At 55.3% G+C, this 20,939-nt stretch carries 30 protein-coding genes and 1 pseudogene; 27 read left to right on the forward strand and 4 right to left on the reverse strand.

From position 1 onward, the window contains the following. The first annotated feature begins 80 nt into the window (after positions 1–80). The 14 genes and pseudogenes from DA718_RS27020 to DA718_RS27085 all read left to right on the forward strand — a co-directional run bounded on the left by DA718_RS27020 (position 81) and on the right by DA718_RS27085 (position 5,920). On the forward strand, positions 81–302 hold the full coding sequence (locus tag DA718_RS27020; protein ID WP_009652443.1) for a hypothetical protein: 222 nt from the start codon (positions 81–83) through the stop codon (positions 300–302). A gap of 55 nt (positions 303–357) precedes the next feature. Further along, the gene (locus DA718_RS27025; RefSeq protein ID WP_009652474.1) at positions 358–591 is read left to right on the forward strand and encodes a DUF905 domain-containing protein; all 234 of its coding nucleotides are present in this window, start codon (positions 358–360) and stop codon (positions 589–591) included. A 103-nt stretch (positions 592–694) separates the two neighbouring features. Then, positions 695–1,513 (forward strand): DUF932 domain-containing protein, encoded by an 819-nt coding sequence (locus DA718_RS27030; protein ID WP_009652424.1) that lies wholly within the window; start codon positions 695–697, stop codon positions 1,511–1,513. Continuing rightward, positions 1,513–1,767, forward strand: coding sequence for a hypothetical protein (locus DA718_RS27035; protein ID WP_009652519.1), 255 nt, complete (start codon positions 1,513–1,515; stop codon positions 1,765–1,767). The genes DA718_RS27030 and DA718_RS27035 overlap by 1 nt, the downstream gene beginning before the upstream one ends. Before the next feature lie 16 nt (positions 1,768–1,783). Then, positions 1,784–2,257 (forward strand): antirestriction protein, encoded by a 474-nt coding sequence (locus DA718_RS27040; protein ID WP_009652453.1) that lies wholly within the window; start codon positions 1,784–1,786, stop codon positions 2,255–2,257. A 10-nt stretch (positions 2,258–2,267) separates the two neighbouring features. Then, the gene (locus tag DA718_RS27045) at positions 2,268–2,486 is read left to right on the forward strand and encodes a hypothetical protein (protein ID WP_009652503.1); all 219 of its coding nucleotides are present in this window, start codon (positions 2,268–2,270) and stop codon (positions 2,484–2,486) included. Positions 2,487–2,497: 11 nt separating this feature from the next. Continuing rightward, positions 2,498–2,980 (forward strand): RadC family protein, encoded by a 483-nt coding sequence (radC, locus tag DA718_RS27050; protein ID WP_016154455.1) that lies wholly within the window; start codon positions 2,498–2,500, stop codon positions 2,978–2,980. Positions 2,981–2,993: 13 nt separating this feature from the next. Continuing rightward, positions 2,994–3,215, forward strand: a complete 222-nt coding sequence (locus DA718_RS27055; RefSeq protein WP_009652392.1) for a DUF987 domain-containing protein — start codon at positions 2,994–2,996, stop codon at positions 3,213–3,215. 23 nt (positions 3,216–3,238) lie between these two features. Further along, positions 3,239–3,598, forward strand: coding sequence for a type IV toxin-antitoxin system YeeU family antitoxin (locus DA718_RS27060; protein WP_009652436.1), 360 nt, complete (start codon positions 3,239–3,241; stop codon positions 3,596–3,598). A 49-nt stretch (positions 3,599–3,647) separates the two neighbouring features. After that, positions 3,648–4,025 carry a TA system toxin CbtA family protein gene (locus DA718_RS27065; protein WP_016154457.1) on the forward strand — a complete coding sequence of 126 codons (378 nt, stop codon included), beginning with the start codon at positions 3,648–3,650 and terminating at the stop codon, positions 4,023–4,025. Beyond that, positions 4,022–4,513, forward strand: a complete 492-nt coding sequence (locus tag DA718_RS27070) for a DUF5983 family protein (RefSeq protein ID WP_009652438.1) — start codon at positions 4,022–4,024, stop codon at positions 4,511–4,513. Before DA718_RS27065 ends, DA718_RS27070 begins: the two co-directional genes overlap by 4 nt. A 29-nt stretch (positions 4,514–4,542) precedes the next feature. Beyond that, complete coding sequence (locus tag DA718_RS27075; protein ID WP_009652505.1) at positions 4,543–4,746, forward strand: DUF957 domain-containing protein; 204 nt, start codon at positions 4,543–4,545, stop codon at positions 4,744–4,746. Positions 4,747–4,826: 80 nt separating this feature from the next. Next, positions 4,827–5,672, forward strand: a pseudogene (locus DA718_RS27080) (DUF4942 domain-containing protein). Between the two features lie 11 nt (positions 5,673–5,683). Continuing rightward, positions 5,684–5,920: a hypothetical protein gene (locus DA718_RS27085; protein WP_016154458.1), complete on the forward strand. Its 237-nt coding sequence runs from the start codon at positions 5,684–5,686 to the stop codon at positions 5,918–5,920. Between the two features lie 38 nt (positions 5,921–5,958). Here the strand turns inward: DA718_RS27085 and DA718_RS27090 are convergent, their stop codons facing one another. Next, the gene (locus DA718_RS27090) at positions 5,959–6,546 is read right to left on the reverse strand and encodes an NAD(P)H-dependent oxidoreductase (protein WP_112216313.1); all 588 of its coding nucleotides are present in this window, start codon (positions 6,544–6,546) and stop codon (positions 5,959–5,961) included. 114 nt (positions 6,547–6,660) lie between these two features. Between DA718_RS27090 and DA718_RS27095 the strand changes: the two genes are divergently transcribed. Continuing rightward, positions 6,661–7,257 (forward strand): TetR/AcrR family transcriptional regulator, encoded by a 597-nt coding sequence (locus tag DA718_RS27095; RefSeq protein WP_112216312.1) that lies wholly within the window; start codon positions 6,661–6,663, stop codon positions 7,255–7,257. Positions 7,258–7,342: 85 nt separating this feature from the next. Here the strand turns inward: DA718_RS27095 and DA718_RS27100 are convergent, their stop codons facing one another. After that, a complete protein-coding gene (locus tag DA718_RS27100) occupies positions 7,343–8,131 on the reverse strand; it encodes a DsbA family protein (protein ID WP_112216311.1) in 789 nt (262 codons plus the stop codon). A 223-nt stretch (positions 8,132–8,354) separates the two neighbouring features. Here DA718_RS27100 and DA718_RS27105 point away from each other — a divergent pair, with 223 nt between their 5' ends. The 3 genes from DA718_RS27105 to cbpM all read left to right on the forward strand — a co-directional run bounded on the left by DA718_RS27105 (position 8,355) and on the right by cbpM (position 10,405). Next, the gene (locus tag DA718_RS27105; RefSeq protein ID WP_112216310.1) at positions 8,355–9,035 is read left to right on the forward strand and encodes a TerC family protein; all 681 of its coding nucleotides are present in this window, start codon (positions 8,355–8,357) and stop codon (positions 9,033–9,035) included. Positions 9,036–9,179: 144 nt separating this feature from the next. After that, the gene (gene cbpA, locus DA718_RS27115) at positions 9,180–10,100 is read left to right on the forward strand and encodes a curved DNA-binding protein (RefSeq protein ID WP_110274518.1); all 921 of its coding nucleotides are present in this window, start codon (positions 9,180–9,182) and stop codon (positions 10,098–10,100) included. Beyond that, complete coding sequence (gene cbpM / locus DA718_RS27120; RefSeq protein WP_110274519.1) at positions 10,100–10,405, forward strand: chaperone modulator CbpM; 306 nt, start codon at positions 10,100–10,102, stop codon at positions 10,403–10,405. The genes cbpA and cbpM overlap by 1 nt, the downstream gene beginning before the upstream one ends. A 211-nt stretch (positions 10,406–10,616) precedes the next feature. Here the strand turns inward: cbpM and melA are convergent, their stop codons facing one another. Continuing rightward, the gene (gene melA, locus DA718_RS27125; RefSeq protein ID WP_112216309.1) at positions 10,617–11,963 is read right to left on the reverse strand and encodes an alpha-glucosidase/alpha-galactosidase; all 1,347 of its coding nucleotides are present in this window, start codon (positions 11,961–11,963) and stop codon (positions 10,617–10,619) included. 237 nt (positions 11,964–12,200) lie between these two features. On the opposite strand from melA, the gene melR reads away from it, so the two are divergent. Continuing rightward, a complete protein-coding gene (gene melR / locus DA718_RS27130; RefSeq protein WP_112216308.1) occupies positions 12,201–13,142 on the forward strand; it encodes a transcriptional regulator MelR in 942 nt (313 codons plus the stop codon). 51 nt (positions 13,143–13,193) lie between these two features. Here the strand turns inward: melR and proP are convergent, their stop codons facing one another. Continuing rightward, positions 13,194–14,696 carry a glycine betaine/L-proline transporter ProP gene (gene proP / locus DA718_RS27135; protein WP_110274522.1) on the reverse strand — a complete coding sequence of 501 codons (1,503 nt, stop codon included), beginning with the start codon at positions 14,694–14,696 and terminating at the stop codon, positions 13,194–13,196. A gap of 538 nt (positions 14,697–15,234) precedes the next feature. Between proP and DA718_RS27140 the strand changes: the two genes are divergently transcribed. From DA718_RS27140 to phnK, 8 genes are all read left to right on the forward strand, one after another. Beyond that, positions 15,235–15,570 carry a zinc ribbon domain-containing protein YjdM gene (locus DA718_RS27140; RefSeq protein WP_110274523.1) on the forward strand — a complete coding sequence of 112 codons (336 nt, stop codon included), beginning with the start codon at positions 15,235–15,237 and terminating at the stop codon, positions 15,568–15,570. 214 nt (positions 15,571–15,784) lie between these two features. After that, on the forward strand, positions 15,785–16,219 hold the full coding sequence (yjdN, locus tag DA718_RS27145; protein WP_112216306.1) for a VOC family metalloprotein YjdN: 435 nt from the start codon (positions 15,785–15,787) through the stop codon (positions 16,217–16,219). A gap of 297 nt (positions 16,220–16,516) precedes the next feature. Further along, positions 16,517–17,242, forward strand: a complete 726-nt coding sequence (phnF, locus tag DA718_RS27150) for a phosphonate metabolism transcriptional regulator PhnF (RefSeq protein WP_112216305.1) — start codon at positions 16,517–16,519, stop codon at positions 17,240–17,242. Continuing rightward, the gene (gene phnG, locus DA718_RS27155; protein WP_112216304.1) at positions 17,243–17,695 is read left to right on the forward strand and encodes a phosphonate C-P lyase system protein PhnG; all 453 of its coding nucleotides are present in this window, start codon (positions 17,243–17,245) and stop codon (positions 17,693–17,695) included. Further along, complete coding sequence (phnH, locus tag DA718_RS27160) at positions 17,692–18,276, forward strand: phosphonate C-P lyase system protein PhnH (RefSeq protein WP_112216303.1); 585 nt, start codon at positions 17,692–17,694, stop codon at positions 18,274–18,276. Before phnG ends, phnH begins: the two co-directional genes overlap by 4 nt. Beyond that, on the forward strand, positions 18,276–19,340 hold the full coding sequence (locus tag DA718_RS27165; protein WP_112216302.1) for a carbon-phosphorus lyase complex subunit: 1,065 nt from the start codon (positions 18,276–18,278) through the stop codon (positions 19,338–19,340). Before phnH ends, DA718_RS27165 begins: the two co-directional genes overlap by 1 nt. After that, a complete protein-coding gene (locus DA718_RS27170; RefSeq protein WP_112216301.1) occupies positions 19,333–20,181 on the forward strand; it encodes an alpha-D-ribose 1-methylphosphonate 5-phosphate C-P-lyase PhnJ in 849 nt (282 codons plus the stop codon). The genes DA718_RS27165 and DA718_RS27170 overlap by 8 nt, the downstream gene beginning before the upstream one ends. Then, positions 20,178–20,936: a phosphonate C-P lyase system protein PhnK gene (phnK, locus tag DA718_RS27175; RefSeq protein ID WP_112216300.1), complete on the forward strand. Its 759-nt coding sequence runs from the start codon at positions 20,178–20,180 to the stop codon at positions 20,934–20,936. Before DA718_RS27170 ends, phnK begins: the two co-directional genes overlap by 4 nt. Positions 20,937–20,939 lie beyond the last annotated feature (3 nt).

The following is a 20,939-nucleotide window of genomic DNA, read 5'->3' on the forward strand; positions in this document are numbered from 1 at the left end:
CAGCTCTCCTCTTATTATCCGGCCGGGGCATTCCTGTGTGCCCCAGATTCATCCGGATCCCCCCTCTGAGATTTGACCCAATGACATTACTGAAAATCGTGCTCAACACCCTGCGTCAGGTGCTGACGTGGTGCGCCAGCAGCCGGGCGCAGCAGTTTGTGGAAGACCACTTCCGCGAAGAAGGCTATGACGAAGACAGTATTTACATCGCCAGACAGGCGGCAACCCTGCTCGCAGGTGCCTTAATCACAGCGCTCATGGAACAGATACTGCAGCTTATTGCCACACACTTAACCCACTGATGCCCTGCTCACTGAGCGGGGCATTTTGTTTTATGCCATTCATCAGGAACTGAATATGCAAGTCACTGACGATACGTCGTTACCGCCAGGGCAATTCACCCGCCGACAGGCTGAAGCCGTGGTCACGCTTTACCACAACGTCACTATAGAAGATGACCAGGGTACGCACTTTCGGCTGGTTATTCGCGACAGCGAGGGGACGTTAATCTGGCGGGCCTGGAATTTTGAAGCCAGTGCCGGGGAATGGCTTAACCGCTATCTGCTCAGCCACGGGATCCCCAAACACTGACACACCACAGCTTAACCCAATAGCGACCACACAAAAAAGCCATGCTCCCACAGGAGCATGGCTGTTTTGTTTATGCCGTTAAATCAACAATAAGGAATTTACCATGAGACTAGCCAGCCGCTTTGGACGGACAAACCAGATCCGTCGCGATCGTCCGTTAACCCGCGAAGAACTGATGCAGGTCGTTCCCAGCGTATTCAGTGCAGATCGCCACGGTTCCAGGAGCGAAAAATACGCTTACATACCCACCATTACTCTGCTCGAAAATCTTCAACGCGAAGGCTTTGAACCCTTCTTCGCCTGCCAGTCACGCGTACGCGACCCTGACCGCCGGGAGCACACCAAACATCTGCTGCGCCTGCGTCGTACCGGTCAGATAACCGGCCAGCAGGTTCCCGAAATCATTTTGCTTAACTCGCACGATGGTAGCAGCTCATACCAGATGCTGCCGGGGCTGTTCAGAGCCATCTGCACCAACGGGCTCGTCTGCGGACAGTCGTTCGGTGAAATTCGTGTACCGCATCGTGGCGATGTGGCCGGGAAAGTGATTGAGGGGGCTTATGAAGTGCTCGGTGTCTTTGATCGGGTGGAAGAAAAGCGCGAGGCCATGCAGTCACTTCGACTACCAGCACCCGCGCAACATGCCCTGGCGAACGCCGCACTGACATACCGCTTTGGTGAAGAATATCAGCCGGTGACCGCAGCGCAGATACTGACACCGCGACGGTATGAGGACCATCAGGACGACCTGTGGACCGTTTATAACCGCATTCAGGAATCGTTGCTGAAAGGCGGGCTGAGCGGACGCACCGCACAGGGTAAACGTACCCACACTCGTGCGGTTAACGGTATCGACGGGGATATCAAACTCAACCGCGCGCTCTGGGTGATGGCCGAAGAACTGCAGCAGGCACTGAGCTGATGCAGCACATTCCTGCAAATACCCGTCTGACGGCTGTCTGGCCCGTTTCCCTGCAAAACCAGTCCGGCTGCCGTTCCATCTCCGACGATGACCTCTGCGCCTGGTGCAGACATCTTTGCTACCGTCCCGGCGAGCTCAGCCTGTGCCGACTGTCTGTATCTGACAGCATCTGGCCCTCACGGTGCGATGAAGATGGCTATGCGCAGTCCTGCCCGTCACTCCTGCTGAACCAGCATCCCCAACCCGATAAATAAACAAGGAAAAACTAACATGACCGACATTATTAACCTTCACGATACCCTTCCGTTACCGCCACAACCTGCCGGTTCTGCGCCAGCGCTGACCGCCACCCTCGTACAGGACGAGCAGCGCATCGGCTTTTGGCCGCAGTACTTCGGCAGCATACCGCAGTGGATAATCCTTGAGCCGACGGTCTTCGCGTGGATGGACCGTTTCTGCGCCGACTACAACGGCGGTATCTGGAATTTTTATACGCTCAGCAACGGTGGTGCGTTTATGGCCCCGGAAGCGGAGAACAATGAACCGTGGTCGCTGTTCAACACTATGAACGGCAACGGCGGTGAACTCAGTGCCGACGCTGCGGGGATTGCCGTCTGTCTGATGACTTACAGCCACCATGCCATGCGCACCGAATGCGATGCCATGACGGAGCACTACTACCGCCTGCGGGATTACGCGCTCAGTCACCCGGAATGCAGCGCCATCATGCACATCATCGACTGAGCATCCCGCCATGTCGTATGAACTGTCTCACCTGAATACCCTGTGGGATGCGCTGGGGAAAATAACGGTCAGGGATGAGGACGGAGACGTTGTGACCGACGAACTCTTCCTGCATTTTCTGACGGGCACCTCTCTCTTCCCTATCTGGTCATGGTTTGAATCCCAGCACGACGAGTTCGTCGTTGCCGTGAAACTGTACAACACATCAATCCCGGACGGGTCAACATAAAGGAAAAGCCAATGAATATAACCCCTTGCCCCCCCGACAGCGGGGGAATATCTCCCGCCGCACAGCGCACTATCCGACGTGCGCTGACCCTGCTGGAACGCCAGTTACGCGAGCCCGGCGCCTCCTTTACCTCCACCACCGCCGTTCGTGACTGGCTGCGTCTGCAACTCGCCTCACTGGAGCGTGAAGTATTCACTGTACTCTTCCTCGATAACCAGCATCGTCTGATAGCCCACGAAACGCTCTTCACCGGCACCATCAATCATACGCAGGTCCATCCCCGCGAGGTGGTTAAGGCCGGTCTGAAGCATAACTGTGCCGCTGTCATTGTGGCGCATTGCCACCCGTCAGGCCTTGCCGAACCCAGCAATGCAGATCGTCAGGTCACTACGCGTATTCAGCAGGCGCTGGAGCTGGTTGATATCCGACTGCTTGATCACCTGGTGGTGGGCGGCATGGAGATCGTCTCGTTTGCTGAGAGAGGGTGGCTTTAAGGAGAGAATAACGATGAAAATCATCAGCAAACGCCAGGCGATGGCGATATACCGCCAGCATCCGCAGTCCCGGTTGTTTCGCTTCTGTGCCGGCAAATACACATGGTCCGGCAGCATCTGCCACTACGCAGGTCGGGAAGTGCAGGATATCAGCGGCGTGCTCGCCGTCTTCGCAGAACACCGTCAGGACCGCAACGGCCCGTACGTCGTATTACGCAGCGTTACGCTGAATTAATTCACGTTTAAGGAAGGCTAAAATTGTCGAATACAATACCGCCTGTAAACCACGATATCGCCGCCCCTTGGTGGGGGCTTAAACGCGATATCACCCCCTGTTTTGGCGCACGTCTGGTGCAGGAGGGCAACCGGCTGCATTACCTGAACGACCGCGCCAGCATCACCGGCACCTTCAGCGACGCGGATTTACGCCATCTCGACCAGGCATTCCCGCTACTGCTGAAGCAACTGGAGCTGATGCTGCTTTCCGGTGAGCTGAATCCCCGTCATCAGCACTGCGTCACGCTGTATGCAAAAGGGCTGATATGCGAGGCCGACAGCCTCGGCTCGCACGGGTACGTCTATCTCGCAATTTACCCGACACCTGCAACAACAGAATAAACCTCCCGGCAGTTTTCCTTCGTTTAACTCACCAGTAAAGGTTTCCATTATGCAAACACAACCTGTTCCTCCGAAACGGGAGGTTTCGCCACGCCCGTCACCCGTGGCGATCTGGCAGCGCCTCCTGAGTCACCTGCTGGACCGTCACTACGGTCTGACGCTCAACGACACGCCATTTGGCAAAGATGGTGTGATCCAAGAGCATATCGATGCCGGTATCTCACTGTGCGACGCGGTGAATTTCATCGTGGAGAAATACGACCTGGTACGCACTGATCGTCGCGGTTTTAACGCGGAAACTCAGTCGCCGCTTCTCACCAGTATCGATATTCTCCGCGCCCGCAAAGCCACCGGGCTGATGACCCGTCATAGCTACAGGGCCGTTACCGACATCACCACCGGCAAATACCGTGAGGTGCAACCATGAAGCTGTCCCTGACGGTGGAAGCCGATGCCATCAACGTACTGGCCCTCAACATGGGCCGGATCGTCGTAGACATTGACGGTATTGAACTGACCGACCTGATCAATGTGGTGAACCAGAACGGTTATTCGCTTCTCGTTGCTGACGAACCGGGGAAATTGATTGTTGAAGATCCAATTCCGCCCGTTGCCCGCCTGAACGGCATTCAGTGCAGCACTGCACATATCACGGCGGAAGACAATGCTCTGCTGTTTACCCTTTCACACCAGCATGAAGACTTTGGCGAGTCTGAATGGATTAGTTATACCGGCTCGGGTTATCTGCTCCACCTGGGCGCGTGGTCGTTTCCGGTCTTACGCCTCAAACGCCTCGGTCTGTCAAAAGCCTGCCGTCGGTTATTAGTGACGCTTATGCGTCGCTACGCCGCTGGCATTGTTCATCTGGATGCCTTTGGCGAAGTGCTACCAAGTTTTACAACCTTTGACTGGTAACCCCACCTCAATCACCACAAGGTTTTTACATGCCGGAATTAACCACCGAAGTGGCTCTCAACATTCTGATTGGCTGGCTGCAGGACAACATCAGTTGCAACACCGGCATTATTTTCGACAACGACGAAGACAAGACGGATTCAGCAGTGCTGTTGCCCTGGATTGAGCAGGCGCGAAACGATGTTCGTAATCTCCGCCATCTTCAGCTTCTGCAACAGACCAGAACCTGTTAGCCACCGAACCATACTCACCACACACCTATAAGCCCCAGCCCTTACCGGCTGGCGCTTTGCTTTATATAAAGGAAATTAAAATGTCAGATCTTACCCTCACCGAACCTGAAGTGTTAACCGGCCATACCGATGTGATTTGTTCTACCAGTATTGAGCGCATCATCACCGGACGTAATTTCGCGATTGCACAGATTGAAACGCTGATACAACAACTTGACGATATCTCGACGCTGACCCGCAGCATCGGCGGTGGTAAAGCGAATGAATAGGGAATGCGGCAATACAGCTACGACTGCTGGCTGATGGAGGATACTGATACGGCCATGAAAGCCATTACTCGCAATATCGATCGTGGTATATGGCGGGATCTGATGCAACGCTCGGGAATGCTGGCGCTCATGGACGCACAGGTCCGCGACGAGTGGTACAACAGCCTGGAGAAAGACGATATTCCGGCTATCAGTGAAGAGAATATTCTCAACACATTCGAACAACTGCATCTGAATAAAGGTGAGGTGTTTGAACGAGGTGTGATTAACGTGTTTAAAGGTCTGAGCTGGAATTTTAAGACAAACAGCCCCTGTAGGTTTGGCGGGAAAATCATCGTGACGGGGCTTGTCAAATATGACCGGTGGGGATTTGGTCTGAACTGGGGCTGGCAGCGTGACCGGTTAACGGACCTTGAGCGCATGCTGATGCTGCTGGATGGGAAGGCCATCCCCGACAATCGCGCCGACGTCACGCGCCGGTTAAGCGACCATATCCATGAGAACAGGCATAGCACCCGTTATGAGGATGAGATGTCTGTGATTAAGTATTTTCAGAAGGGAACTGTCCATATCACGTTCAGGCGATCGGAGCTGGTCGATAAGCTGAACGACATTATCGCGAAACACTATCCAGGGGCGTTGCCCACTAAACAGTAAGGAACCAAATTATGGTATCATTTTCAAACATGGATGGTGCTCACTGCGATTCCGTAGTAGATCACTATACCTTGCCATCAAATAGTATTCAGATGGATGTAAAAGTTCCTGTTCAACCATCAAATTTTGACCCTTTGCAGAAGGGGGCCTTAATGGGGGCCTCAACGTTTATGGAACAAGATAAAAACCATTCTAATCAATGCAATTACAAAACAAAATCCATTCCGAGTCCGGGCACCACTATTTAGAGAACCCAGCCTATGGCTGGGTTTTTGCTTTTCTGCTTTCAGCTAAACATCGTCCTTCCAAGCTGATGCCCCGCTTCCAGATGAGCTTCCGCCGTTTCCAGTTCCGGTAACAACATCATCTGAGAACTCACTACCGTAGCTCCACAATAGTCAAAAATCCCATGGGAGATTTGTGCATTAAACGCTTCCGTGAACCCATGCTTATCATACGTTTTCTGATTCGCTGCGCCTAAGGCAACCAGATGCACCCGCAGGTGGCCCAGCTTCTTCACTACGTTACCATCGGCGGTCTCCTCATAAGCCCAGCCGTTTGAGAACACGCGATCGATCCATCCTTTTAGCAGACCTGGCATCGACCACCAATAAATAGGGAAAACCAGCACCAGCGCGTCGGCGTTGTCGATCCGGGCCTGTTCAGCAATCACATCTGCCGGCGTGGCGTCGGTTTGCAGGAAAGCTGCGATATCCGGCGCAGCAAAAACCGGGTTAAAACCTTCCTGAGTTAAATCAGCGAGTTCAGCAGTATTATGCGGGTTAGATTCAGCGATCCCTTGCGCAATCGCCGTGGCGACGCTATGCGTCAAAGAAGTGTTAAGGGGGTGAGAAACCACAATTAATGCATGCATGACGGAGACTCCAGTTGCCATATGACGATATCGGACGTAATCTTATATACTAACAGTAACCTACTAATGGTAAGTTACCTTTGGTATATAAGCTTGTCAACGGGAGAATGCTCTATGTCTGAACCACTCGTACGGCAGCGTTTATCGCGAGAAGAACGGCACAAGCAGTTGGTTGATGTCGCCTGGCATATTATTCGTGAAGAAGGAACCGATGCCCTGACGTTGGGCTACCTGGCGACACAGGCGGGCGTCACCAAACCGGTGGTTTACGATCATTTTGACAGCCGTTCGGGACTTTTCGCCACACTTTATACCGAGTACGACCAACGCCAGACGGCGAAGATGGATGAGATATTACGCAACACTGAGCCTGATGCAGAAAAAATGGCCTCAGCGATCGCCGACGCTTACATCGAGTGCGTGCTACATCAGGGACGGGAAATGCCGAGCGTGATGGCCGCGCTGGCCGGGACGCCTGAGCTGGAGAAGATCAAACAAGAGTGCATCACCGCATTTACCGCAAAATGCCGGCAATACTTTTCACCGCTTTGTGGAAGCGATAATCTCAGCGAGGCCGCCATTCTTGCCATGCTCGGCTCCGCTGACGGGCTAGCGACCGCGGTAGTGAACGGCGTCATCACAGAACAACAGGCTAAAGATGAGCTATTTCAGGTGATTATGTCGATGTTGCAGCGCTGCTGCCGTGCATGAGGAGCACTGCCAAGTGGCGGCTTACGCCTTACACGGCCTACAAAACTAACAAGCGCCAGCCACCGGGCGGCGGGCGCTTTAATTATCAGCCGCCTGCTTTCTTAATCGCCGCATCCAGCGAGGCTTTATCCGCCAGTCCTGGGAACACGGTAATCGTCGCTTCCGTGGCACCCGTTGTTGGCATCACGATAACCCCGGGCGTGCCGCTCAGGCCGATTTCCTGCGCCAGTTGATTCGTGCCATCCAGCACCGCTCCAACATCCGTCGCTTTCTTCGCGTCGAAATTCACTTTCTTCGCCTGCTGCTGGATGTCGGCGGCCGTCAGCTTGCCTTCGTTATGCCCGGTGGAATAAATCCCATTGTGGTAGGTCAAATAGGCTTCTGCGCCCTTCTGCTGATAAATCTGCAGACCGGTTTTCGCCGCTTCCAGAGAGGTTTCCCAACGGCTGCCAAAAATAGGCCACTCTTTGAAAGCGAAGCGAGTCTGCGGGTTCTCTTTGATCACCTGCTCCATGACCGGCGCCAGGCGACTGCAGTAAACACATTGATAATCAAAGAACTCAATGACCGTCACTTTGCCCTCTTTCGGGCCATAGGTCGGCGTATTTTTATCCTGAGTCAGCGCGACAGCGTTCTTCAGTACTGCCTGAGTCGCCGCGCTGGCCTGCTGCTGCTCCTGAATCTGTTGCAGCTTCTGGCTGGCCTGCAATAGCACTTCAGGATGCGCAACTAAATAATCGGCAGCAATTTTGCCAATACGGGCTTCCTGTTCGGGCGTAAACGTCGCCGCAGGCGCATCAGCGGCGGTCGCCATCACCGGAAGCAGAGCGGCGCCAATAAAGGCGAGTGTCAGTAAATTCTTATGGCCGGGCATGTGGGTAGTCCTTGCGATAGGTAAACGGCAGGTGTGTCTTTACCCACAAAATATCATCCTTTGCCGGCGAATCATCACCAGACAGGGCAATGATTGGTAACTATATTTTTCAATAACCATATACGTGCCGGCTTTCCGCCCGGTGGTCAACGCGACCGAACGGGAGTACGCTTCGCCCCCTGCTTTTCCCTGTGGGATCCTTTTTTAGTTAGATGAGTTGGGTATGAACGAGTTTTTCAGTCAGTGGGACGTGGCGGTTATTCTGCTGCAAATTATTGCTATCGATCTGTTATTGGGCGGCGACAACGCGGTGGTGATCGCGATGGCCTGTCGTAAGCTGCCGCCACATCAGCGAACCAAAGCCATTATTATCGGCACCTTCGGCGCGATAGTGGCGCGCGTGCTGCTGCTGGCAGTGGCTATCTATTTGCTCTCGTTACCGTGGTTAAAAGTAGTCGGTGCGCTGATGCTGCTGTGGATTGGCATCAAGCTGGTCACGAATCAGGAAGAAGAGAGCGAAGTCAGCAGCTCCAGCAGCCTGTGGCGCACCGCGGTCACCATTACCGTCGCCGATGTGATTATGTCGCTGGATAACGTACTGGCGGTTGCCGCCGCCGGGAAAGGCCACCTGGTGCTGGTCGCATTGGGCGTGCTGATCAGCATCCCGATTATCGTCGCAGGCAGTAAACTGGTCCTGGCGATCCTTAACCGCTTCCCGTCCGTGGTGATGCTGGGCGGCGCGCTGATTGGCTGGATTGCCGGTTCGATGATGGTGACCGACGTGACTATCGTGCATCTGTTCCCCAACGCACCCGCGGCTCTCCCTTTGATTGGCGGTGCCATCGGCGCAGCTCTGGTACTGCTGGAAGGACTACGCAGAAACCGCAGGCCCTCCGCCGAATAGCGTCCGCTCCGACGCCGTCAATCCCGACGGCGTCAAGTTTGCGCCACTTTTCCCTCCCATCCGCGCTCATTTGCCCTACGCTTATTAAAGACACCTGATCCAGGGATCTGTAACCGTACTATTGCGCATAAATGAGATAACATCATGGAATTAAAGGATTATTATGCCATTTTAGGGGTTCAGCCAACGGACGATCTGAAAACCATCAAGACCGCCTATCGCCGTCTGGCACGCAAATATCACCCCGATGTCAGCAAAGAAACCGAGGCCGAAGCTAAATTCAAAGATCTCGCCGAAGCCTGGGAAGTCCTCAAAGATGACCAGCGCCGCGCCGAGTATGACCAGCTCTGGCAGCACCGCAACGATCCGCAGTTTGGTCGTCAACATCAGCAGTCCCATGAACAAAGCTACAGTCAGCAGGACTTTGACGATATTTTCTCTTCGATGTTTGGCCAGCAGGCACACCAAAGCCGCCGCCAGCACGGTGTCCGCGGCCACGATTTAGAGATAGAAGTTGCGGTATTCCTTGAAGAGACGTTGGCCGAGCAGACGCGCACCATCAGCTATAAACTGCCGGTTTATAACATCTTTGGCATGGTCGAGAGCGAAACGCCGAAAACGCTGAATGTGAAAATTCCTTCGGGCGTCGTTGATGGCCAGCGCATCCGCCTGAAAGGCCAGGGCACCCCCGGCGAAAATGGTGGCCCGAACGGCGACCTGTGGCTGGTGATTCATATCGCCCCGCACCCGCTGTTTGATATCGTCGGCCACAACCTTGAAATCGTCCTGCCGCTGGCGCCGTGGGAAGCCGCATTAGGTACCAAAGTCACCATTCCAACGCTGAAAGAGAGCATTCTGCTAACCATTCCACCGGGCAGTCAGGCCGGGCAGCGCCTGCGCGTGAAAGGCAAAGGGCTGGTCAGCAAAACCACCACCGGCGATCTGTATGCGGTGATTAAAATCGTTATGCCGCCAAAACCAGATGAGAAGAGCCGCGAACTCTGGCAGCAACTGGCCGATGCGCAATCCAGCTTCGAGCCACGCAAGACATGGGGGAAAGCCTGATGGCTAAGATAACAGTGACGTTCACGATTACCGAGTTTTGTCTCCACACCGGCGTTTCCGAAGAGGAGCTAAACGAAATTGTCGGTCTTGGCATGATTGAACCGCGCCAGCCACAGCGGGAAAACTGGCTGTTTGATGATAGCGCGGTGACGCTCGTTCACCGCGCCGTGCGCCTGCGCCAGGAGCTGGAGCTGGATTGGCCGGGTATCGCCGTGGCGCTGACGCTGCTGGATGAAAACGCGCGCCTGAGCCGCGAGAATCAAATTCTTCAGCATCGACTGGCGCGCTTTCTGACGCATAGTTAAGCCTGTCCGCAGACGGCGGTAAACCCGTAGCCCGGGCAGGCGCCTGGCGCCGCCCCCGGGAGCATAGCGCAGGATGGCATACTTTCCCGGAGGCGATGCTGCGCATCTGTCCGGGCTACCGGTCCGCAAACGACGGTGAACCTGTTGCGCAGCGCAAACCGGGAGAAAAACGCAAAGCCGCCATCCGGCACAAATACCGCACAATATCTTATTAACCCTGCACCCACTTCGGCAGCCAGTCGCCATGGCTGTCGATCAGATCATCCACCAGCGCATAGATCTCTTCAATACCCAGCACCGCCGCCGTATGCGGGTCCATCATGGTCGCATAATAGACGTAATCGCGGTTCTCCGTGAGGATCGCCTCGGTCAGCAGAGTCTGTACGTTGATGTTGGTTTGCATCATGGCCGCCAGATGGGCAGGCAACTTGCCCGCTTTGGTCGGCTGAATGCCGTTAGAGTCCACCAGACAAGCCACTTCCACGCAGCATCCCTGCGGCAGGTTATCTATCAGGCCATCGTTACGCACGTTGCCGTAAATCACGCTCGGCTCGCCGGTCCAGATGGCATTCATAATGGTGCTGGCGTATTCGCGTGAGGGTTTAACCTCAATACGCTCGCTGGTTTTATACAGCTCCAGCTCTTTGTGCCAGTTTGCCACCTGCTCTACACAGCGTTTCGGATACTCGTCCAGCGGTATCTGATAACGCTCGATAAGGTCCTCACGCCCTGGTTTGATAAACCACGGAGTGTATTCCGCGAAGTGCTCGGAGGATTCGGTGACAAAGTAGCCCAGCTTTTTGAACATCTCATAGCGGACGATGTTCTGGCAGCGCGAATCCTCACGATGCTTCGGCGCGCGGCCTTCGGCAAATGCTTGTAACATCTCCGGATAAATACTGACGTAACTGCCATCGCCAAGCTTTTTCTCTAGCGACAGGTAAAAAGCCATATGGTTAATGCCCGCGCAGCGGTAGCGTAAATCCGCAGGGTCGATATCCAGATCGTGGGCCAACTCCTCCGCCGTCCCCTGCACCGAATGACACAGCCCGACCTGCTTAATATGCGGATAGCGGGCATACATAGCCCAGGTGTTCATCGCCATCGGGTTGACATAGTTAAGCATCGTGGCGTTTGGGCAGACTTCGGTCATATCGTCGCAGATGCGCCACAGGTGCGGAATCGTGCGCAGCGCGCGCATGATCCCGCCCGGGCCAAGGGTATCAGCAATGGTTTGTTCCAGACCATGCAGCTTACAGACTTCAAAATCGGTCACCGTACAGGGCTGATAGCCGCCAATCTGGAAGGCTACCACCACGAAATCCGCATCCTGTAGCGCCGCTTTCTGGTCGCGGTGGCAGCTAATTTCCCCGTCAGCACCGAGTGAATCCATCAGCTTACGTACCACAATATGTGACTCTTCCAGACGAGTCGCATCCAAATCCATCAGGGCGATATGCGCGGATTTCAGCGCCGGGCGCTGAAAAACATCACCGAGAATGTTTTTGACAAAAACCGTCGAACCGGCACCGATAAAGGTAATTTTTGGGGCAGACATAGGACACTCTCCGTAGGGTTATTGAACGGTCACAGAGTGGCACACCGGGCCTTTGCCGCGCTGCCCTGTTCCCCCAGGAGCATTCCCGGAAGCTCAGATCGACAATCTGCAAGCATAAAATATGAGTTTCTGGGAATAAATTGACGGAAAAGAAGAGAAAACGGGCCGTTATTTCAACTAAGATGAGGGCTCACTGGCGCAAAAATCGGCAAGTATGATGATTCAGGAATCCACATCATGATCGATAAATCCCACGCGGCGCAGCCTGCCGACTCCTATATGAGCAGTAGCGATGAGCATCAGCCCCGCAGCCCGCTGGCGCTCTACTCTGAATACCAGCGAATGGATATCGAACTGCGCACGCCTTATGCGATGACCGCCAGCCACTGGCACGGCCAGGTGGAGGTGAACGTTCCCTTTGACGGCGATGTGGAGTATCTGATTAACGATGAAATAGTGCGCATCAAACAGGGCTATATCACGCTATTTTGGGCCTGTACGCCTCATCGCCTGACGCGCCCCGGCGACTGCAAGCAGATGGCGATCTTTAACCTGCCGATGCATCTGTTTTTGTCCTGGCCGCTAGACCGGGAGCTTATCAACCACGTCACTCATGGCATGGTGGTGAAGTCCCTGGCCGCCCAGCAGTTGAGCGTATTTGAAATCCAGCGCTGGCAGCAGGAGCTGAACAGCGACAATGAACAGATCCGCCAGCTAGCGATCGATGAGATTGCCCTGATGCTCAAACGCCTGAGCCTCTCCGGCTGGCAGCCGATCCTGGTGAACAAAACCTCGCGCACGCATAAGAATAGCGTGTCGCGCCACGCTCAGTTTTACGTCAGCCAGATGCTGGAATATATCGCCGCCCACTACGATCAGGCGCTCACCGTCGACGCCGTCGCCGAGCACGTGAAGCTGAATGCCAACTACGCCATGGGGATTTTTCAGCGGGTGATGCAGCAGACCATGAAGCAGTACATTACGGCGATGCGCATTAATCACGTCCGAGCCCTGCTCAGCGACACCGATAAAACCATCCTTGATATTGCCCTGGCCGCCGGTTTTCGCTCCAGCAGCCGCTTTTACAGCACCTTTAACAAGTATGTCGGCATGCCGCCGCAGCAGTATCGCAAGCTGAGCCAGCAGCGTCGCCACAGCCTGCCGCCCGCAGAGGCATAAAAAATGCCGCCGGGGGAAGCCCACGGCGGCATTGATTAACAGCAAAACGGTTTAATCGTTGATGCGCGGATGCTGATCCACCAGACGAGAACGTTTTTCCTGCAGGTCGGCGATCTCCTGATCGATATCTTCAATTTTATGCTCGATGTTATCGTAGTGCTCGCCGAGGATTTCTTTCGCTTCCTGGATATCGGACGCCGCGGGCGTCGCCCCTTTCAGCGGGCGATTCGCGGTCTCTTTCATCGACAGGCCGGTAATCAGACCGATAACCGCAATTACCATCAGATAGTAGGCTGGCATCATCAGGTTCTGCGTACTTTCCACCAGCCACGCCGCCAGAGTTGGCGTCAGACCGGCAATCAGCACCGAGATGTTAAAGGCGCTGGCAAGGGCACTAAAGCGAATATGGGTTGGGAACATCGCCGGCAGCGACGAGGCCATGACGCCAATAAAGCAGTTCAGGATGACCGCCAACAGTAGGAGACCGGCAAAAATCAGGCCGAGAACGTTACTGTTAATCATGATAAAGGCCGGAATCGACAGCGCAAACAGCGCAACGCTACCAATCAGAATAAACGGACGGCGGCCAAAGCGGTCGCTGAGCATCCCGATAACCGGCTGCACAAACAGCATCCCGACCATGATAGCGATGATAATCAGCACCCCGTGGTCTTCCGAGTAGTGCAGGTTATGCGACAGATAGCTCGGCATGTAGGTCAGCAGCATGTAGTAGGTCACGTTGGTGGAGATCACCAGACCGATACAGGTCAACAGGCTGCGCCAGTGTTTAGTCGCAATCTCTTTGAAGGAGACTTTCGGTCCTTCCTGTAATCCTTCGCGATCGCCCTGTTCCATGCTATCAACATGCTGCTGGAACGCCGGGGTCTCTTCCAGCGCATGACGCAGATAAAGACCAATAATCCCTAGCGGCAGCGCCAGGAAGAACGGAATACGCCAGCCCCAGTCGAGGAAGTTATCTTCGCCCACCACGCTGGAAATCAGCACCACTACGCCCGCGCCCATCACAAAACCGGCGATCGAACCGAAGTCCAGCCAGCTGCCCATAAAGCCACGTTTACGGTCAGGCGAATATTCCGCAACAAAGATAGATGCACCGGTATATTCCCCACCAACCGAGAAACCCTGTGCCATTTTACATAGCAGCAGCAGGATCGGCGCCCAGATACCAATCGTGGCATACGACGGAATAAGACCGATACAGAATGTACTTATCGACATAATGACGATGGTTATTGCCAGTATCTTTTGTCGACCATATTTATCGCCCAGCATCCCGAAGAACAGGCCACCTAGCGGACGAATTAAGAAGGGAACCGAGAATGTACCGAGTGCGGCAATCATCTGCACGCTAGGGTCTGCACCGGGGAAGAAGACTTTACCTAAGGCATACGCAACAAAACCATATACCCCAAAATCGAACCACTCCATCGCGTTACCCAGCGACGCTGCGGTAATCGCTTTCTTCAGCTTGCTATCATCAATGATGGTCACATCCCGAAGAGTGATTGGCTTTACTTTTTTCCTTTTAAGCATAATTTTCCTCTTTTGCTCTCGCCTTGAGCGCACGAATCTCCGCCGAATGACAAGGTCATCCGCGTCATGCGTTGGGAGCAATTCATTGCTGTGCTCCACCTTTCAAGCGTAGCAGGTTTGCCTGCACTGTCTGCTGACAGTCTGTACAACCGAACCTGTTGACGCCTGCTCTGGCCATAAATGAATAAACGGAGTCGCTATAAGTATGGTGAATTTGCGATCTCGCCTTTTTACCCTAACAGCGTTTAATTATGGGATCAACTTCACAAAAATTTACCTACCCTTAAACAGAGTCGCCCACAACCAATAAGTTCAATGAATATTGGAACTTAGCGATATATTTCCGGAAATATCTGGCGGATTTTATGGAAATAACCCGCCAATTTTTCGCGATGTATATTTGCTTTCCCCTCGAGAACACCCGTAAAAAAGGCCCGACAAAAGTACGTGATTGCGCTATAATCAGCGTCACTTTCGGCTATCAGCCGCTATTTAATGGACCAACGTCCTGTTTTATCCAGTAATCGCGAGGAACGTCATGTCACTGCCACACTGCCCAAAATGCCATTCTGAATACACTTATGAAGACAACAGCATGTTTATCTGCCCAGAATGCGCCCATGAATGGAACAATGCCGAGCCTGCGGACGATAACGATGCGCTGGTCGTCAAAGATGCCAACGGTAATTTACTGGCCGACGGCGATAGCGTTACCGTAGTGAAAGATCTGAAGGTTAAAGGTAGCTCTTCTATGCTGAAAATCGGCACAAAAGTGAAGAATATCCGCCTCGTTGAAGGCGATCATAATATTGACTGCAAAATTGATGGTTTTGGCCCGATGAAGTTAAAATCTGAATTTGTTAAAAAGAACTGATTTATTTCCTGCCCGGCGTCACTATTATTCCCCAGCGCACACCGTCGGGCGGGAATATATTTCTTGGTAGAAAAATCTGAAAAGTGCCTCTTATTCCCCGGTCGCGCTGCGCTTACCAGGGCTACAGTATCCAGTAAACCGTCGTTGCCGCCTGGCTTAATTTTGCAATCCCCTTCTACGCTTAATGGAATATTCGTTACCTGAGGTAATGGTTATGCCCTTAAGTCCCTATATCGCTTTTAGCGGCAACTGCGCTGCAGCCATCGCGTTCTACCAGCAGGCATTAGGTGCTGAGCTCATCCACCAAATCACTTACGGCGAAATGCCGCAGGATATACAGGATGCCGAAGACGGTTGCCCTTCGGGCCAGCATCTTGCCGCCGATGGTATCGCCCACGCCAGCCTTCGTATTGCGGATAGTGTCCTGATGCTCAGCGACAGTCCCTCCAGCAAAACGGAGCGCTACGCCGGGTTTACCCTCGTGCTGGATCCAAAAGATATTGAGGAAGGTAAACGCTGGTTTGACGGCCTCGCCGATGGCGGACAGATAGAGATGGTCTGGCAGGAAACCTTCTGGGCTCACGGTTTCGGTAAAGTGACCGACCGCTTCGGCGTCCCGTGGATGGTCAACGTGGTGAAAGAGCCTTAAAGCTTACGTACCCCCTCACCCTAACCCTCTCCCCAAAAGGGAGAGGAGACCGTCTGGCGCTGTTTTTTTATTACTCAGCCGTTCTACAAACAGCCGACTCCGGGCCTGCTTTTCTCCCTCTGGGAGAGGGCCGGAGTGAGGGTCAGCGCGCAGATATCCCCTCGTCTTGTCATCCCACTGGCACCCACTCTTCATCCTCCGGTCATCATGTTTTAACCGAGATGTAACAATAATCCGTCAGGATCGGCCCACGCTCAGAGGGAAAAACCTTCTTGTCCTTAGTGAGGCTCGATTGACATGTACTTATCCAGACATCCGACCAGTTACCCGACACGATATCAGGAAATTGCCGCCAAACTTGAGCAAGAGCTTCGCCACCACTACCGCTGCGGCGACTATCTTCCCGCAGAGCAGCAGCTGGCGACCCGCTTCGAAGTCAACCGCCATACCCTGCGCCGGGCTATCGATCAGCTAGTGGAACGCGGCTGGGTCCAGCGCCGTCAGGGGGTCGGCGTACTGGTGCTGATGCGCCCGATAGATTACCCGCTCAATGCCCAGGCGCGCTTTAGCCAGAACCTTCTCGAACAGGGCAGCCATCCGACCAGCGAGAAGCTGCTGTCGGTCCTGCGCCCGGCCAGCAGTCACGTGGCCGAAGCCTTTGCCATTAACGAAGGCGATAACATTATTCACCTGCGCACCTTGCGCCGCGTTAACGGCGTCGCCCTGTGTCTGATAGACCACTACTTTACCGACCTGCGCCTGTGGCCGGTGCTGCAAACCTTTACCCACGGCTCTCTCCATGACCTGCTGCGCGAACAGCTTGATATCGAACTGACCCGCGTACGCACCAAAATCAGCGCCCGACGCGCGCAGGCGAAAGAGAGCAACATCCTCGGCATTCCCAACATGGCGCCGCTGCTGTGCGTGCGCACGCTAAATCATCGCCAGGCCGAGCAGAGCGCAACGGAATACTCCGTCAGCCTGACCCGCGCCGACATGATTGAATTCACGATGGAGCACTGAATGCACTTTGATACCGCTACCCGCCAGCACTGGATGTCCGTGCTGGCCCACAGTGAACCACAAGAGCTTGCTGCGCGGATGCAAACGCTAAACCTCGCGCCGCAGTATGAGCTGATTCGCACCCCGGAAACCGGCCTGGTGCAGCTACAGGCGCGCATGGGCGGCATCGGCGATCGTTTCTTTGCTGGTGATACCACATTAACCCGCGCCGCGATTCGCCTGGCCGACGGAACGCTCGGCTATAGCTGGATCCTTGGCCGCGACCGTCCGCACGCCGAACGCTGTGCGGCTATCGATGCCCTGATGCAGTCGCCACACCATTTTCACACCCTGATGGAAACCCTGATAACCCCGCTGGAAGAACAACGTAGCGCGCGCATTGAAGCCCGACGCGCCGAAGTCAACGCCAGCCGGGTCGACTTCTTTACTCTGGTTCGCGGAGATAACGCATGACATTACAAACCGCCTTTACCCTACCGGTGCAGGACGCCCAACACAGTTTCCGCCGTCTGCTGAAAGCAATGAGCGAGCCGGGAATGATCGTCTCCCTGCAACAGCTCCAGCACGGCTGGCAGCCGCTGAATATCGCCTCCACCAGCCTGCTGCTGACGCTGGTCGATCACGACACGCCGGTCTGGCTGGCTCCCGCGCTGCATAACGACCTTGTCGGGCAGAATCTGCGATTTCATACCGGCGCGCCGCTGGTTGAACAGCCCCAGCAGGCGACCTTCGCCGTCGCCAACGACAGCATCAGCGCCGAACAGTTGAACGTGCTCTCAGCCGGGACCGTCGTCGCTCCGGAAACTGGCGTGACGCTGATTGTCCAGCTTGCCAGCCTTAGCGGCGGTCGTATGCTGCGTCTGACCGGCGCGGGCATCGCCGAAGAGCGGATGATCGCCCCGCAGCTGCCGGAATGCATTATTGAAGAGTTGACCGAGCGCCCGCACCCGTTCCCGCTGGGCATCGACCTGATCCTGACCTGCGGCGAACGCCTGTTGGCTATCCCGCGCACCACCCATGTAGAGGTCTGCTAATGTACGTAGCCGTCAAAGGCGGTGAGAAGGCGATCGTCGCCGCTCACGCCCTGCAGGAACATAAACGCCGAGGCGATGGACGGCTTCCTGAAATCAGCGTTGAGCAAATTAGCCAGCAGCTCAACCTGGCGGTGGACCGGGTGATGACCGAAGGTGGCATCGCCGACCGGGAGCTGGCGGCGCTGGCGCTAAAGCAGGCCAGCGGCGATAACGTTGAAGCGATTTTTCTGCTGCGCGCTTACCGCACCACGCTGCAAAGGCTGGCGGTCAGCGAGCCTGTCAATACCGCCAGCATGCGCCTTGAGCGTCGTATCTCGGCGGTCTATAAAGATATCCCCGGCGGCCAGATGCTCGGCCCGACCTACGATTACACCCATCGCCTGCTCGATTTTACCCTGTTGGCCAACGGTGAAACGCCGCCGCTGGCAACCAACAGCACGCCACAGGAACCGACACCGCACGTCTTTAATCTTCTGGTCCAGCAAGAACTGACAAAGGCCGAGCAAGATAGCAACGCGCAGCCCGATGACATCACCCGTAATCCGCCAGTTTATCCCTGCTCCCGCTCTTCACGTTTACAGCAGCTGGTGCGCGGCGACGAGGGTTATCTGCTGGCGCTGGCCTACTCCACCCAGCGCGGCTACGGGCGCAATCACCCGTTTGCCGGTGAAATTCGCAGCGGCTACGTCGCGGTAGAAATCACCCCCGAAGAGCTGGGATTCACTGTCAATATCGGCGAACTGCTGATGACCGAATGCGAAATGGTTAACGGCTTTGTTGACCCGCAGGATGAGCCGCCGCACTTTACCCGCGGCTACGGCCTGACGTTTGGCATGAGCGAGCGCAAAGCGATGGCGATGGCGCTGGTGGACCGCGCGCTCCAGGCACCGGAGTACGGTGAAGAGGTGGCCGGCCCGGCCCAGGACGAAGAGTTTGTGCTGGCTCATGCCGATAACGTCGAAGCGGCCGGTTTCGTTTCGCACTTAAAACTTCCCCACTATGTCGATTTCCAGGCCGAACTGGCGCTGCTTAAACGCCTGCAACGGGAGAATCAACGTGGCTAACGCATTGACCGGCTACAACTTTGCCTACCTCGACGAGCAAACCAAACGCATGATCCGCCGCGCCATCCTGAAAGCGGTGGCGATCCCCGGCTACCAGGTGCCGTTCGGCGGTCGCGAGATGCCGATGCCCTACGGTTGGGGAACTGGCGGCATTCAGCTTACCGCCAGCGTGATTGGTGAAAACGACGTGCTGAAGGTCATCGATCAGGGTGCCGACGACACCACCAACGCGGTGTCGATTCGCCAGTTTTTCCAGCGCGTCACCGGCGTCGCCACCACCGAATGCACCGAAGACGCCACGCTGATCCAGACTCGTCACCGGATCCCGGAAACGCCGCTGGCCGAAGATCAGATCCTGATCTTCCAGGTGCCGATCCCGGAACCGCTGCGTTTTATCGAACCACGCGAAACCGAAACCCGCACCATGCACGCGCTGGAGGAGTACGGCGTGATGCAAGTGAAGCTGTACGAGGACATCGCCCGTTTCGGCCATATCGCCACCACCTACGCCTATCCCGTAAAGGTGAATGGACGTTACGTGATGGATCCATCGCCGATTCCTAAATTCGATAATCCGAAGATGCATATGATGCCCGCGCTACAGCTGTTTGGTGCCGGGCGCGAAAAACGCATCTACGCGGTGCCGCCCTATACCCCGGTGGAAAGCCTCGATTTCGACGATCATCCGTTTACCGTCCAGGAATGGGACGAACCATGCGCCATCTGCGGGTCGCGCCATAGCTATCTTGATGAAGTGGTGCTCGACGACAGCGGCAAACGAATGTTTGTCTGCTCCGATACCGACTATTGCCGCCAACAGAGCGAGGCGCAGAAAAAATGAGTCATCCGTTACTGGCGGTCAATAACCTGACCCACCTTTACGCGCCGGGCAAAGGCTTCAGCGATGTGTCGTTTGAGTTATGGCCGGGCGAAGTGCTGGGTATCGTCGGCGAGTCCGGCTCCGGGAAAACAACCCTGCTGCAGGCGATTTCCGCCCGCCTGACACCGCAGCAGGGCGAAGTGCGCTATCAGAACCGCTCGCTGTACGCGATGAGCGAAGCGGATCGCCGCCGCCTGCTGCGCACCGAATGGGGCGTAGTGCATCAGCATCCAATGGACGGCCTGCGCCGCCAGGTGTCGGCGGGGGGCAATATCGGCGAGCGCCTGATGGCGACCGGCGCCCGGCACTACGGTGATATTCGCGCCACCGCCGAGCAGTGGCTGCAGGAGGTGGAGATCCCGCCTTCACGCATTGACGACCTCCCCACCACCTTTTCCGGCGGCATGCAGCAGCGTTTGCAGATCGCTCGTAACCTGGTAACCCAGCCGAAACTGGTGTTTATGGATGAGCCTACCGGCGGGCTGGACGTGTCAGTGCAGGCGCGCCTGCTCGATCTGCTGCGTGGCCTGGTGGTCGAGCTGAATCTGGCGGTGGTGATTGTGACCCATGACCTCGGCGTCGCCCGCCTGCTGGCTAACCGCCTGCTGGTGATGAAGCAGGGTCAGGTGGTGGAAAGCGGCTTAACCGACCGGGTGCTCGACGATCCGCATCACCCCTACACCCAGTTGCTGGTGTCGTCGGTGTTGCAGAACTGATGT

Source organism: Klebsiella huaxiensis (genome assembly GCF_003261575.2).
GTDB classification, from domain to species: domain Bacteria; phylum Pseudomonadota; class Gammaproteobacteria; order Enterobacterales; family Enterobacteriaceae; genus Klebsiella; species Klebsiella huaxiensis.

Excerpts from the sequence above, each read along its gene's own strand:
- DA718_RS27025 (WP_009652474.1), top strand. The coding sequence starts at position 358 with ATGCAAGTCACTGACGATACGTCGTTACCGCCAGGGCAATTCACCCGC.
- DA718_RS27090 (WP_112216313.1), bottom strand. The coding sequence starts at position 6,546 with ATGCATGCATTAATTGTGGTTTCTCACCCCCTTAACACTTCTTTGACG.
- yjdN (WP_112216306.1), top strand. The coding sequence starts at position 15,785 with ATGCCCTTAAGTCCCTATATCGCTTTTAGCGGCAACTGCGCTGCAGCC.
- DA718_RS27045 (WP_009652503.1), top strand. The coding sequence starts at position 2,268 with ATGTCGTATGAACTGTCTCACCTGAATACCCTGTGGGATGCGCTGGGG.
- proP (WP_110274522.1), bottom strand. The coding sequence starts at position 14,696 with ATGCTTAAAAGGAAAAAAGTAAAGCCAATCACTCTTCGGGATGTGACC.
- DA718_RS27055 (WP_009652392.1), top strand. The coding sequence starts at position 2,994 with ATGAAAATCATCAGCAAACGCCAGGCGATGGCGATATACCGCCAGCAT.
- DA718_RS27065 (WP_016154457.1), top strand. The coding sequence starts at position 3,648 with ATGCAAACACAACCTGTTCCTCCGAAACGGGAGGTTTCGCCACGCCCG.
- DA718_RS27040 (WP_009652453.1), top strand. The coding sequence starts at position 1,784 with ATGACCGACATTATTAACCTTCACGATACCCTTCCGTTACCGCCACAA.
- DA718_RS27100 (WP_112216311.1), bottom strand. The coding sequence starts at position 8,131 with ATGCCCGGCCATAAGAATTTACTGACACTCGCCTTTATTGGCGCCGCT.
- phnH (WP_112216303.1), top strand. The coding sequence starts at position 17,692 with ATGACATTACAAACCGCCTTTACCCTACCGGTGCAGGACGCCCAACAC.
- cbpA (WP_110274518.1), top strand. The coding sequence starts at position 9,180 with ATGGAATTAAAGGATTATTATGCCATTTTAGGGGTTCAGCCAACGGAC.
- cbpM (WP_110274519.1), top strand. The coding sequence starts at position 10,100 with ATGGCTAAGATAACAGTGACGTTCACGATTACCGAGTTTTGTCTCCAC.
- DA718_RS27105 (WP_112216310.1), top strand. The coding sequence starts at position 8,355 with ATGAACGAGTTTTTCAGTCAGTGGGACGTGGCGGTTATTCTGCTGCAA.
- phnF (WP_112216305.1), top strand. The coding sequence starts at position 16,517 with ATGTACTTATCCAGACATCCGACCAGTTACCCGACACGATATCAGGAA.
- phnG (WP_112216304.1), top strand. The coding sequence starts at position 17,243 with ATGCACTTTGATACCGCTACCCGCCAGCACTGGATGTCCGTGCTGGCC.
- DA718_RS27030 (WP_009652424.1), top strand. The coding sequence starts at position 695 with ATGAGACTAGCCAGCCGCTTTGGACGGACAAACCAGATCCGTCGCGAT.
- DA718_RS27070 (WP_009652438.1), top strand. The coding sequence starts at position 4,022 with ATGAAGCTGTCCCTGACGGTGGAAGCCGATGCCATCAACGTACTGGCC.
- DA718_RS27095 (WP_112216312.1), top strand. The coding sequence starts at position 6,661 with ATGTCTGAACCACTCGTACGGCAGCGTTTATCGCGAGAAGAACGGCAC.
- DA718_RS27035 (WP_009652519.1), top strand. The coding sequence starts at position 1,513 with ATGCAGCACATTCCTGCAAATACCCGTCTGACGGCTGTCTGGCCCGTT.
- melR (WP_112216308.1), top strand. The coding sequence starts at position 12,201 with ATGATCGATAAATCCCACGCGGCGCAGCCTGCCGACTCCTATATGAGC.
- phnK (WP_112216300.1), top strand. The coding sequence starts at position 20,178 with ATGAGTCATCCGTTACTGGCGGTCAATAACCTGACCCACCTTTACGCG.
- DA718_RS27165 (WP_112216302.1), top strand. The coding sequence starts at position 18,276 with ATGTACGTAGCCGTCAAAGGCGGTGAGAAGGCGATCGTCGCCGCTCAC.
- DA718_RS27075 (WP_009652505.1), top strand. The coding sequence starts at position 4,543 with ATGCCGGAATTAACCACCGAAGTGGCTCTCAACATTCTGATTGGCTGG.
- radC (WP_016154455.1), top strand. The coding sequence starts at position 2,498 with ATGAATATAACCCCTTGCCCCCCCGACAGCGGGGGAATATCTCCCGCC.
- DA718_RS27020 (WP_009652443.1), top strand. The coding sequence starts at position 81 with ATGACATTACTGAAAATCGTGCTCAACACCCTGCGTCAGGTGCTGACG.
- DA718_RS27140 (WP_110274523.1), top strand. The coding sequence starts at position 15,235 with ATGTCACTGCCACACTGCCCAAAATGCCATTCTGAATACACTTATGAA.
- melA (WP_112216309.1), bottom strand. The coding sequence starts at position 11,963 with ATGTCTGCCCCAAAAATTACCTTTATCGGTGCCGGTTCGACGGTTTTT.
- DA718_RS27085 (WP_016154458.1), top strand. The coding sequence starts at position 5,684 with ATGGTATCATTTTCAAACATGGATGGTGCTCACTGCGATTCCGTAGTA.